The sequence below is a fragment of the Brachybacterium sp. genome, from assembly GCF_052095815.1.
Taxonomy (GTDB): Bacteria; Actinomycetota; Actinomycetes; order Actinomycetales; family Dermabacteraceae; genus Brachybacterium.
The window spans coordinates 1-11,932 of record NZ_JBQDLF010000006.1; the positions used below are offsets into that span (position 1 = coordinate 1).

The following is an 11,932-nucleotide window of genomic DNA, read 5'->3' on the forward strand; positions in this document are numbered from 1 at the left end:
ATCGTGGCCACTACGTCGCCTCGCCCTCGTCGGGCGGCGGGATCGTGCGATCCGCACGGGAGGGCAGGGGCTCCATGTCCTCGGCGGCGTCCTCCTCGAGGCCACCGGCATCCGAGGCACCACCGGCGTCCGAGGGAGCAGGGGAGACGGCGGGAGGGGGCTGGTTCGCGGTCGCGGCCTGCTCGAGCCGATCGATGATCTGGTCTGCGGAGGATCGGTCGGAGGCGTTGATCGTGTTCTGGACCTGCTGCCGGGTCACCTCGGGCAGCTCCTCGAGCTCGATGTCGGTGACCTCGATCGGATCGGACAGCGAGATCGGCCCCAGGTCCTGCGAGATCCCCTGGTAGAGGACCACGTGGGTGCCATCGGTGCCGACATAGAACTGCCGCTGCGACCAGGCAAAGCCCGCCCAGAGCAGCCCGCCCAGCAGGGCGATCAGCAGCATCAGCGCCACCAGCGCCGGCCAGGGGCTGCGGCGCGGGGGCTCCTCCGCGGAGAAGTCCTCGTCCTCGTAGGGGACCTCGGGCTCCTCCCGGGTCAGGGCCGCGGCCTTCGCGGCAGGTCCGGAGGCCGCCGTCGGGGCGTGGCGGTTGCGGGCCGCGGAGCCCACGATCTGCGGGCTGGTGGAGGGGGCCTCGACGCCGCGGGGGAGCCCGTCCAGATCCATCACGTCGGCGATGATGCAGGTGATGTTGTCGGGGCCGCCGCCCTTCAGCGCCAGCTGGATCAGCTCCTCGGCGCACTCCCCGGGATCCTCGATCTCCTTGAGGGTCGCGTCGATCGTGCTCAGCGACACCAGCCCGGACAGTCCGTCGGAGCAGAGCATCCAGCGGTCGCCCGGATGGGCGGGGCGCAGCGAGAGGTCCAGCTCGGGGTCGGCATCCACATCGCCGAGCACTCGCATCAGCACCGACCGCTGCGGATGGCGCTCGGCCTCGTCCTCGGTCAGCCGGCCCTCGTCCAGCAGCCGCTGCACGAAGGTGTGGTCCTTGGTGATCTGGGTGGTCTCGTCCCCGCGCAGCAGGTAGGCGCGGGAATCGCCGATGTGGGCGAGGGCGAACTTGCCCTCCGCGCGCAGCAGAGCGGTGATCGTGGTGCCCAGTCCCCGCAGCTGGGGCTCGTCCCGGGCACGCCGCAGGATCTCCTGGTTGGCCGCGAGCACGCTCTCCTCGAGGGTGGCCACGATGTCGGAGGCAGGGGTCTCGGAGTCCAGCTGGGCGAGCCGGCCGATCGCGACGGACGAGGCGACGTCGCCGCCCGCGTGGCCGCCCATTCCGTCGGCCACCACCAGCAGGTGGCTGCCGGCGTAGCCGGAGTCCTGGTTGTTGGACCGCACGAGGCCTACATCGGAGCGGGCGGCGTACCGCAGGGCGATGCTCATCGCGGACCTCGTCTCAGTTCGATCTCGGTGCGGCCGATCCGCACCTGGGCCCCGGGCCGGAAGGGCACGGCGCCCTCGATCCGGCGACCGGACACCAGGGTGCCGTTGGTGGAGCCCAGATCCTCCACCATCCACTCGCCCTCGCGCTGGAACACGCGGGCGTGGCGGTTGGAGGCGTAGTCGTCATCCACGACCAGGGTGCATTCAGGAGCGCGGCCGATGAGGATCGGGGTGGATCCCAGCGTCAGCGAGGTGCCGCGCAGAGGGCCGGCGGTGACGACCATCGCGGCCTGGGTGACCTCGGGGTCCGTGCGCAGCTGGGGAGGGCTGCCGGCCTCGGCGGCGGCTCCGCCGATCGGCCCGGAGGCGGGGCGCTGCTCGCGGCGCGGATCCCGGCTCGAGCGGGTGACCACGGTGGTGCCGAAGAGATCGTTGCGCAGCACCAGCACCACCACGATCACGAAGATCCACAGCGCCAGCACGAAGCCCAGGCGCAGGGCGACCAGTGTCAGTTCGCTCATAGGGCGTTCACCAGCTGACCGGGCCGGCAGCGGGGAGCAGCACGGTCAGGCGGGTGCGACCGATCTTCAGCAGCGAGCGGTCATGGAGCGCGACGGGCGTGCGGATCCGCTCGCCGTCGACGAAGGTGCCGTTGGTGGAGCCGAGATCGGTGGCGATCAGGGTGGAATCCGCCTCCGCGCGCAGCTCGAGGTGATGGCGGGAGACCCCGGTGTCCTCGAGGATGATGTCCGCGTCGCCGCCGCGACCGATCACCGTGACCGGACCGGTCAGCAGGTACTGCTGCCCATCGATCTCGATGATCGGGCTGCCGCCGGCCCCCGCCTGCGCGGCACCGGTGGCCGGGGCCACGCTGCCGCGCTCGGTGCGGGACTCGGTCTCGAAGCGGCCGATGCGCACCTCGTCGTCGCGGGCGAGCTCGATCGAGACCCCGCCGACGAACATATAGCGCTGCTTGTCGGCATGCTCGGTGAGCACCCGCTGCAGCTCGTCCAGCAGGGTGTCCTGCCAGGAGTCGAAGCGGTCGTAGTCCTGGGAGTGCAGGTAGATCGTGTAGACGTTGGGGGCGAGGGTCCGGGTGCGGTCGAGCACCTGGATCTGGTCATCGCACTCGCGCTTGAGCCCCTGCGCCAGGTCGAGCGGCTTCAGCTGACCGCGGCCGGGCGAGAAGACGCTCGTCACGCCACGGTCCAGGCCGCGCTCGATCCGATCCAAGATCCCCACGATGGTCCTTCGCTGTCGCTGTGGCTGCTGATGCGCGAGCGCCGATCGACGAGGTCGGTCGATGAGGCTGCTCGCCACCAGATCGTATCGCGAGAGCAGGTCCCTGCCGGGACCGCCGGGCGCGGGAGCGGCGAGGAAATCGTGCAGGGCTCGTGAAGAGGCAGGACCCGGGAGGGGAGGGGGCAGCGATACCGCCCCCTCCCCAGCCGCTCCGGCGGTCGTCTCCGGCAGTCCTGCTGGCCGGCCCGGCTCAGTACACGAGCACGCGACGGCCCTTGGCGAACCAGGAGCCTCTCCAGAGCATGTCCGACGCCCCGACGGAGATCCGGCAGCAGCCGTGGGAGGCCGGGTAGGTGGGGATCGAGGTCGATCCGTGGATCGCCCAGCCGCGGTCGTAGTAGCCGGGACGGTAGAGGTTCCCCAGCGGGCCGTTCTGCCAACCCCTGCTGTACAGGCTGTACATCGAGAAGCTCCCGCGCGGGGTGGTCGCCGTCTTCCATCGACCTCCCGAGTAGTAGCGCTCGCCGCTGCCGGTGGAGGTGTTCAGGATGTAGGCCAGGGCGCCGCCGGTGGTCGCGATGATGATCTGCTTCCTCAGATCGACCTCAAATCCGATGCCGCTGGTGATCCGGCGTGAAGGCTGCGTGCCGGCGTCGAGCGCCCGGTACGTCTTCGGGCCCACGACCCCGTCCCGACCCAGGCCCGCCGCCTTCTGGAGCGCGAACACCGCCTGCTGGGTCTGGTGGCCGAAGCTGCCATCGGCCGTTCCGCACCAGTACTTCAGAGCAGTCAGCCTCTGCTGCAGCGAGCTGACAGCCGACCCCCGGCTGCCTCTGCGGAGCGTGGGCGGGGCTGCGGTCGCGGCGCCGGAGCCCAGTGCCAGGCCAGCGCCCAGCGTGCCCACCCCGAGCAGCAGGGTGCGGCGTGACGGCGCAGCGATGGGCAGCAGCGCGCCGGTGGCGCGCTCCGGTCTCCGGGTGATGTCCAGGTGATTCATTCTTCCCCCTCATGCAGGTGCCGGCGGTTCGGCGAACCGTGGGTCCGGGATGCTCGTCGGTGAGCGATCGGCTACATCATGTGCACGCCAAGAACAGGTAAACAAGAGGAAAAAAGCTGCAGGTCCTGAGGTTTCCCGGGAGTAGTCGATAGCACTCCTGGTCGGGGCGACAAAACGGTCACGTCACGAAATGGCATCGAAGGAGGCGGGGGCTTCTGGACTGCTGACGGGGCGTGGCCCCTCGGCGGCACCGCCCGGACGTCTCGAGGCGGACAGCTCGAGGCGGATGTGCCATGTTCGGATGTGCCATATTTGAGCGCGTGGAGACCGAGACCCAGCCCGAGATCCCCGTCGACATCGACTTCGCGCATGCGGTGGGGGTGTCCGACGCCGAGCGCACCCTGCATCTCCAAGGCGATGACGCGCAGGTCTGGGACCTGGCGAGCGTCTCCAAGCCGCTGGCCGCGATCGGGGCCCTGATCGCAGTGGACCGCGGCCTCGTCGACCTCGACGAGCCCGCTGGCCCGGAGGGAGCGAGCGTGCGCCACCTGCTCGCCCACACCGCCGGCTACGCCTTCGACGGCGACGAGACCGTCGGCGCTGTCGGCGCCCGCCGCATCTACTCCAACACCGGCTTCGAGGTGCTCGCCGCGCACCTCGAGGAGGCCACCGGCTACGACTACGCCGACTGGATGGAGCAGACCGTCGTCGCAGGGCTCGACCTCACCGACCTCGAGGTCACCGGCTCGCCGGCCGCCGGCTACCGCGGCTCGATCCGCGACCTGCTGGCCGTGGGACGGGAGCTGCTCGCGCCCACGTTGATCCCCGAGGACCTCTGGCGCGAGGCGACTGCGGTCCAGTTCCCGGGGCTGGCGGGAATCCTCCCCGGCTACGGGCGGCAGAAGCCCAACGACTGGGGCTTGGGCTTCGAGATCCGCGGCCGGAAGAATCCGCACTGGACCGGCGCGCACTCCTCGCCGGAGACCTTCGGGCACTTCGGCCAGTCCGGCTCCTTCCTCTGGGTGGACCCGGCAGCCGGACTCACCGCAGCCTTCCTCGGCGCGCAGCCGTTCGGTCCCGATCACGTGCGGATCTGGCCCGGCCTCACCGATCAGATCCTCGCGCACTGGGGCGACGGGAGCGGGACCGCGCGATGAGCGCCCTGGACCTGCTCGACGATTTCGGCTTCGAGGCCGCAGCCATCGTGCTCGGCCGGGAGGGGGAGCGGGAACGGCGCGGCGACGTCCAGAGGCTGCGCCCATGGCGCTCAGTCACCAAGGCGCTCACCGGCTGCGGCGCCGCCCTGGCGCTGCAGCAGGGGTCGGTGGATCTCGAGGACCCGGCGGGCCCTCCCGGCGCGACGCTGCGCCACCTGCTCGCCCACGCCTCGGGCTACTTCTACGAGTCCGAGAGCACGCTGCAGGCCCCCGGCCTGCGCCGTCACTACTCCAACTACGGCATCGACGAGGCCGCACGACACATCGAGCGGGCGCTCGGCCGCGACTACGGCGACTGGATCCAGGAGCGCATCGCCGAACCGCTCGGGATGGGCTCCCTGCAATGGAGCGGCTCGGCCTCCGTCGGCGCCCATGGCTCCCTCACCGACCTCGCCCTCTTCGCCGCCGAGCTGCTGCAGCCCACACTGCTGGAGCCCCGCTGGTTCGCCGAGCTCACCGGCGTGCAGTTCCCCGAGCTGGTGGGGATCATGCCCGGCTTCGGCAAGCAGACCCCCAACCCGTTCGGGCTCGGCCTCGAGGTGCGCGGCGCCAAGTCCCCCCACTGGACCGGCACCGGCAACAGCGAGGCCACCGTGGGCCACTTCGGCATGCGCGGCACCGCCTTCTGGGTGGACCCCGTCGCCGGGCTCGCGCTGGTGGTCGGCACCTCCCACGACTTCTGCGACGCCCACCGAGAGGTGATGCCCCGCCTGGCCGACGCCGTGCTCACAGCGCACGGGGGCTGACGGGGCTCAGGGGGCTCGGTGGTGCCGCGTACCCCGTCGGCGCGCTCCACCCCGTCGAGCCGCTCCCCGATCGGCTGCCCCGTCCGCTCCCGTTGGCTACGTTGCGAAAAGTTCCATAATTTGGCACTTTTCTCGGCGTCGCGGAGGGGCGCCGGATGCCGCGTGACGAAAGGTCCCATATCAGCGGTACTTTTTGGGGCGTGGCGGGAGCTGGGACGTGGCGGGAGCTGGGCAGGGCGGGATCTGGGCCGGGGCGGGAGTAGGACCGGGCGGGAGCAGGACCCGGGCTGAACCGGACCGCCGGGTCAGGTGTTGTGGACCAGCGGCCCGGCCGGGTCGCGCCAGCCGGCGAGCACTTCGAGCATGCGCACCAGGCGCACCGTGGCCTCCACGTCGTGCACCCGCAGGATCCGGGCGCCGTGGTGGATGGTCCACGCCGCGGCTGCGAGCGAGCCCTCCAGGCGGTGCTCCTTGGTCAGGCCCAGCGACTCGCCCACGAAGTCCTTGCGTGACAGCGCCGCCAGCATCGGCAGGCCGAGCGAGGAGTACTGCTCGAAGCCGCGCAACAGCTCGAGGGTCTGCAGGGTGTTCTTGTTCAGGTCCGGCCCGGGATCGAGCACCACTCGCGAGCGGGGGATCCCGGCCTCGAGCGCGCGCTGGAGACGTGCGGCGAGGAAGTCTCGCACCTCGGTGACCACGTCGTCGTAATGCGGCCGGGGGAGGGGCTGACGGGGCTGTGCCGCGGAATGGGTGATCACCAGGGAGGCTCCGGTCTCGGCGACCGTGGCGGCCATCCGTGGATCCGAGAGCCCGGTGGTGTCGTTGATGAGGTCTGCCCCGGCCTCGATCGCGGCCCGAGCCACCTCGGCGTCGAAGGTGTCCACCGACAGCAGCACGTGCTCGGGCAGCTCATCGCGCAGCGCGGCGATCACCGGGACCACCCGCTCGATCTCCTCCGGCGCCGGCACCGGGTCCCCGGGGGCGAACTTCACCCCGCCCACGTCGATCAGGTCCGCGCCGGCGCCGGCGGCCTCGAGCCCGGCGGCCACCGCGGCCTCCAGAGCCCAGGTGCGGCCCTCGTCGAAGAAGGAATCACGGGTGCGGTTCACGATGCCCATCACCAGCACCCGGCGGGCGGTGTCCGGCAGCGGCCGAGGTGCGGTGGGTGCGGTGGGAAGGGAGGTGGTGGAGCGCGGTGCGGCGAGAGGCCGTGGAGCACTCGGCGTCCGCTCGGGTGCGGGCGATACAGTGGATCCGGCCACGGGAGCGCGGCGTGTCGCGCTCTCGTCCAGTGCGTTGTTCATGGTCCGTTCCTCCGCGGTTCAGGCCGGGTCCCCGCGTCTTTGAGCGGTGCCCGACCTGCACTACGTTATGGGTGGACACGGAAGTGCACAATCCGGCTGCGTCGTCCTTCGCACGCCGGGACTTTGACCTGATGGAGGACTCACGAGATGAAGATCGTCGTCGCCGGTGGAGATGGATTCTGCGGCTGGCCCACTGCCCTGTACCTCTCGCAGAAGGGCCACGACGTCACCATTGTGGACAACCTGGTGCGCCGCGAGATCGATGTGGAGCTGGGCTCGAACTCCGTGACTCCGATCCTCCCGCTCCAGGAGCGGGTCGAGGTCTGGAAGGAGGTGTCCGGGAAGGACATCGCCGCCCGGATCGTGGACCTCACCGACTATGACGCCACCGCCGCCGTCATCCGGGACGTCCAGCCCGAGGCGTTCGTGCACTTCGCCGAGCACCGCTCCGCGCCCTACTCGATGATCGATCGCGCCCATGCGATCGAGAACCACCGCAACAACATCGAGGGCACCCTGAACGTGCTCTGGGCGATCAAGGACTTCGCCCCCGACTGCCACCTCGTCAAGCTCGGCACCATGGGCGAGTACGGCCAGCCGAACATCGACATCGAAGAGGGCTGGCTCGAGGTCGAGCACAAGGGCCGCAAGGACCGCCTGCCCTATCCCAAGCAGCCCGGCTCGTTCTACCACCTCACCAAGGTGCATGACAGCGACAACATCATGTTCGCCTGCAAGATCTGGGGCATCCGCGCCACCGATCTGAACCAGGGCGTGGTCTACGGCCTGGAGACCGCCGAGACGCGCCTGGACCCGCGCCTGGTCAACCGCTTCGACTACGACGCCGTGTTCGGCACCGCGCTGAACCGCTTCATCGTCCAGGCGGCCATCGGCCATGATCTCACCGTCTACGGCAACGGCTCCCAGACCCGCGGTTACCTGGACATCCAGGACACCGTGCGCTGCATCGAGCTGGCCTGCGAGAACCCGGCGGACGTCGGCGAGTTCCGCGTCTACAACCAGTTCACCGAGCAGTTCTCCGTCAAGGAGCTGGCCGAGAAGGTGCAGAAGGTCGCGGCGGACCTCGGCAACGAGGTGACCGTCTCCAGCATGGAGAACCCGCGCGTGGAGAAGTACGACCACTACTACAACGCCGTCAACACCAGCCTGCTCTCGCTGGGTCTGGAGCCGCACCTGCTGACCGACGAGCACCTCACCGAGGTCCTCAAGGTCGCGATGAACAACACCGACCGGGTCAAGCGCGAGCTGGTCATGCCCACCGTCACCTGGAAGTGACCCGCAGCCCGTGAAGATCGCGATCGTCACGGAGACCTTCCTGCCGTCGGTCGACGGCGTGGTGACCAGGCTCCGCCACGCCGTCGAGCGGATGACCGAGCTCGGCCACGAGGTCATGGTCATCGCGCCCGACCTCGGTGTCACCGAGCATCATGGGGCGCGGGTGGTGGGGGTCAAGCCCGTGACCCTGCCGTTCTACAAGCACCGCCGGTTCACTCTGCCGAACCCCACCGTGGACGGCATCATCCGCGGCTTCCACCCGGATGTGGTCCACGCCGCCCAGCCGTTGCTGCTGGCCTCCTCGGGGGCCTTCGCCGCGCATCGGCAGCGGATCCCGCTGGTCGCGAGCTATCACACGCATATCCCGCGCTACCTGGACCTCTACCGGGCCTACCGCTGGGGCAAGCGCCCCGTGTGGTGGCAGATCCGGCGCAACCACGCGCTCGCGGACATCAACATCGCCACCTCGGAGACGATGCGCGCCGAGCTCGCGACCCAGGGCATCCAGAATCTTCACGTGGTGCGCCGCGGCGTGGACACGCAAGCGTTCCATCCCCGCTTCGCCTCCGCGGAGATGCGGGAGCGCCTCACCCAGGGGCACCCGGAGAAGAAGCTCCTGGTGTTCGTGGGCCGCCTCGCTGCGGAGAAGGAGATCCACACGCTGCGACCGATGATGGAACGACGCGAGGACGTGGCGCTCGCGATCGTCGGGGACGGCCCGTACCGGCGCGAGCTCGAGCAGCTCTTCGCCGGCACCTCGACGCTGTTCCCCGGATTCATGGAGGGCGAGGAGCTCGCGGGCGCCTTCGCGAGCGCCGACGGATTCATCTTCCCCTCGGTCACCGAGACGCTGGGCCTGGTGATCCTCGAGGGGATGGCCTCCGGGCTCCCCGTGGTCGCCGCCCGCTCGGGGCCGACGATGGAACAGGTCGCCGACGGGGTGGACGGGCTGCTGTTCGACTCCGGGGACGAGGCGAGCCTGGACGCGGCGCTGGTCCGGCTCGGCGACGGGGTGCTGCGCGGGCGCATCCGCGAGGCTGCCCGCGCCGAGGCGGAGAAGTTCTCCTGGGAGAACGCCTCCGATGACCTGCTGCGCTACTACGAGATGGCGATCGAGAAGCACCGCACCGGGATCACCGGCTGATATTCGGTCACTCCCTGGCCCTCGGCGCCAGGGGGATCGCGTCGATCAGCTCACGCGTGTACGCGGAGCAGGGCGCGGCGAAGACCTCCGCGGCCGGGCCCTGGTCCACGACCCGGCCCCGTTGCAGGACCGTCATCGAATCGGAGATCTGTCGCACCAGGCTCAGGTCGTGGGAGATGAACAGCATCGTCAGCGCCGGATCCTCGGCGCGCAGCGCGAAGAGCAGATCGATGATCTGCGCCTGCACGGTGACGTCGAGCGCGGAGGTGGGCTCGTCCAGCACCAGCGTGGACGGGGAGAGGATCAGCGCCCGAGCGATCGCGACGCGCTGACGCTGGCCGCCGGAGAGCCGGCCGATATGCCGCGCCGCGGTCTCCTCGGCGATCCCGACCTGTCGCAGCAGCGCCTGGGCGCGGGAACGCGCCTCCGCCTTCGCGGTCCCGCCGATGCGCAGGGGTTCTGCGACCAGGTCGACTACGCGACGGCGCGGATCGAGCGCGGCCAGCGGGTTCTGGTACACCAGCTGGAGCGCGGACGGATCGGGGTTGACGGCGGCGGGAATGCGCGGCCGCGGCGTTCCCGAGACCTCCACCGTGCCGGTGTCGAAAGCAGTCAGCCCGGCGATGATCCGGGCGAGGGTGGTCTTCCCGGATCCCGACTCTCCGACCAGCGCATGGATCTCGCCGCGCCGCACCGTGACGTCGACCTCCTCGAGCACCCGGTGGACGCCGTCGAAGGACTTCGCCAGCGCGGTGACCTGCACCGCGGGCTCGCTCTCGAGGCTCTCCCGCCGGGTCTGCAGCGTGGCTCGCGCCGCCGCGTACTTCTGCGGCGTCATCGCGGGGACGTCGCGGAACAGCTGCAGCGTGTAGGGGGCTGACGGGCTCGCGACCACCTGCGCGGAGGAGCCCTGTTCGACGACGCGGCCGTGCTGCAGCACGACCACCCGATCGCTGCGCTCCGCGGCGAGAGACAGGTCATGGGTGATCAGCAGCACCGACAGGGACAGCTCGTCGCGCAGCTCTTCGAGGAGGTCCAGCACCCGCTTCTGCACCGTGACGTCGAGGGCTGAGGTGGGCTCGTCGGCGATCAGCACGCTGGGGTTCCCGGCGAGGGCACCGGCGATCAGGACGCGCTGGAGCTGGCCGCCGGAGAGCTCATGCGGATATGCCGCGAGCTTCCGCTCCGCATCGGCGATGTGCACGGTCTCCAGCAGCTCCCGGGCGATTCGTCGCGCCTCCCGCGGGGGAACATCGCGGGCCTGGCGCACCGACTCGGCGACATGCCCTCCGACGGTCTGCAGCGGGTCCAACGAGCCCAGCGGATCCTGCGGCACATACCCCAGAATGCTGCCCCGCACCGCCTGCCAGCCGCGCTCGCCGAGGCGGGAGACGTCCTGGCCGAGCAGGTGGACGCCGCCGGTCAGCCAGCGTGCATTGTCCGCGAGCAGACCGCTGATCGCGGAGGCGATCGTGGTCTTGCCCGACCCTGATTCACCGACCAGCGCGGTGGTGCTGCCGGTGGGGACGTCGAAGGACGCCTCGATGACCGTGGGGACGATGCGGCCACCGCTCGAGTAGCCGATGCTCAGGGAATCCACCGAGATCGCGGGCGGTGCAGTGACCGCGGGCGGCGCAGCGTTCGTGGGACGCGCAGTGGCCGTGGTCGCCACGGCGGCGGGGAGCGTGAGATCGAGATCGAGGTGATGGGTGGTCATGCGGTGGTCCTCCGGATCCTTCCCAGGACACCCTGCAGATGGGATGCCGCAAGCACGGTGATGACGATGACCGCTCCGGGGGCGAGGAGCAGCCAGGGGGCGGAGAGCAGGTACTGCCGGCCCTCGGCGACCAGGAGCCCCCACTCCGGGTGTGGCGGCACCGCGCCGAAGCCCAGGAAGCTCAGCGAGGAGATCCAGACGATCGAACCGCCGAACTGCAGCGGGATCAGCGAGGCGACCGGACCCACCGCGTTGGGGAGGATGTGATGGATCAGGGTGCGCCGGCGCGAGGAGCCCTGATGCTGCGCCGCCTCGACATAGGAGGAGGTCCGCACGGTGAGCACCTCCGCGCGGGTCACCCGGGCGAAACTCGCGATCGAGGAGATGCCCACGGCGATCGCGGCATTGATCGCCCCGAAGCCCAGGGCCACGATGATCACCATCGACAGCAGCAGGCCCGGCACGGACAGCAGCACATCGATCAGTCGGCTGACCACCGCGTCGACCCAGCCGCCCAGGTAACCCGAGACGATGCCGAGCGCGAGACCGCCTGCAAGACCCACCGCGACGGCGACGGCAGAGGCGCTGAGCGAGGTCCGCGCCCCGTGGACGATCCGGGTGTAGAGGTCGCGGCCGAGGTAGTCCGTGCCCAGCCAGTGGGTGAGCGAGGGGCCATCCAGAGCCTGCGCGGTCGCAGCGCTGAGCGGGTCGCCAGGGGCGAGCAGAGAGGGGGCGACGACGGCGATGACCAGCAGCGCCAGCAGCAGCATCGCGGCGATGTCCGCGATGCCGAGGGAGGCCAGGCGCTGGGAGGTGAGGCCCCGGGAGGAGCGGGGCGGCGTACGACGGCTCGCGGGCACCGCCCGGGAGAGGAGGCTCGTCACGGGG

The 11,932-nt window shown here is 70.4% G+C and carries 11 protein-coding genes; 4 read left to right on the forward strand and 7 right to left on the reverse strand.

What is annotated here, in order from left to right; translation table 11 throughout:
* Nucleotides 1-10 precede the first annotated feature (10 nt).
* The 4 genes from ACTH43_RS03895 to ACTH43_RS03910 all read right to left on the reverse strand — a co-directional run bounded on the left by ACTH43_RS03895 (nucleotide 11) and on the right by ACTH43_RS03910 (nucleotide 3,620).
* Entirely contained in the window at nucleotides 11-1,381 is a 1,371-nt protein-coding gene (locus tag ACTH43_RS03895; protein WP_441443619.1) for a PP2C family protein-serine/threonine phosphatase, read from the reverse strand.
* On the reverse strand, nucleotides 1,378-1,902 hold the full coding sequence (locus tag ACTH43_RS03900; protein WP_299299461.1) for an FHA domain-containing protein FhaB/FipA: 525 nt from the start codon (nucleotides 1,900-1,902) through the stop codon (nucleotides 1,378-1,380). The genes ACTH43_RS03895 and ACTH43_RS03900 overlap by 4 nt, the downstream gene beginning before the upstream one ends.
* Nucleotides 1,903-1,909: 7 nt before the next feature.
* A complete protein-coding gene (locus ACTH43_RS03905) occupies nucleotides 1,910-2,623 on the reverse strand; it encodes an FhaA domain-containing protein (RefSeq protein WP_441443620.1) in 714 nt (237 codons plus the stop codon).
* 250 nt (nucleotides 2,624-2,873) lie between these two features.
* Nucleotides 2,874-3,620 (reverse strand): L,D-transpeptidase family protein, encoded by a 747-nt coding sequence (locus ACTH43_RS03910; protein WP_441443621.1) that lies wholly within the window; start codon nucleotides 3,618-3,620, stop codon nucleotides 2,874-2,876.
* Between the two features lie 293 nt (nucleotides 3,621-3,913).
* Here ACTH43_RS03910 and ACTH43_RS03915 point away from each other — a divergent pair, with 293 nt between their 5' ends.
* A complete protein-coding gene (locus tag ACTH43_RS03915; RefSeq protein WP_441443622.1) occupies nucleotides 3,914-4,777 on the forward strand; it encodes a serine hydrolase domain-containing protein in 864 nt (287 codons plus the stop codon).
* Nucleotides 4,774-5,583, forward strand: coding sequence for a serine hydrolase domain-containing protein (locus tag ACTH43_RS03920; protein WP_441443623.1), 810 nt, complete (start codon nucleotides 4,774-4,776; stop codon nucleotides 5,581-5,583). Before ACTH43_RS03915 ends, ACTH43_RS03920 begins: the two co-directional genes overlap by 4 nt.
* Before the next feature lie 305 nt (nucleotides 5,584-5,888).
* Here the strand turns inward: ACTH43_RS03920 and folP are convergent, their stop codons facing one another.
* Nucleotides 5,889-6,887 (reverse strand): dihydropteroate synthase, encoded by a 999-nt coding sequence (folP, locus tag ACTH43_RS03925; protein WP_441443624.1) that lies wholly within the window; start codon nucleotides 6,885-6,887, stop codon nucleotides 5,889-5,891.
* Between the two features lie 147 nt (nucleotides 6,888-7,034).
* Between folP and ACTH43_RS03930 the strand changes: the two genes are divergently transcribed.
* The gene (locus ACTH43_RS03930; protein ID WP_441443625.1) at nucleotides 7,035-8,183 is read left to right on the forward strand and encodes an NAD-dependent epimerase/dehydratase family protein; all 1,149 of its coding nucleotides are present in this window, start codon (nucleotides 7,035-7,037) and stop codon (nucleotides 8,181-8,183) included.
* A gap of 10 nt (nucleotides 8,184-8,193) precedes the next feature.
* Entirely contained in the window at nucleotides 8,194-9,327 is a 1,134-nt protein-coding gene (locus ACTH43_RS03935) for a glycosyltransferase (RefSeq protein WP_441443626.1), read from the forward strand.
* Between the two features lie 7 nt (nucleotides 9,328-9,334).
* Here ACTH43_RS03935 and ACTH43_RS03940 read toward each other — a convergent pair whose 3' ends face one another.
* Complete coding sequence (locus tag ACTH43_RS03940; protein ID WP_441443627.1) at nucleotides 9,335-11,044, reverse strand: ATP-binding cassette domain-containing protein; 1,710 nt, start codon at nucleotides 11,042-11,044, stop codon at nucleotides 9,335-9,337.
* Nucleotides 11,041-11,928: an ABC transporter permease gene (locus ACTH43_RS03945; RefSeq protein WP_441443628.1), complete on the reverse strand. Its 888-nt coding sequence runs from the start codon at nucleotides 11,926-11,928 to the stop codon at nucleotides 11,041-11,043. Before ACTH43_RS03945 ends, ACTH43_RS03940 begins: the two co-directional genes overlap by 4 nt.
* Between the last annotated feature and the right edge of the window lie 4 nt (nucleotides 11,929-11,932).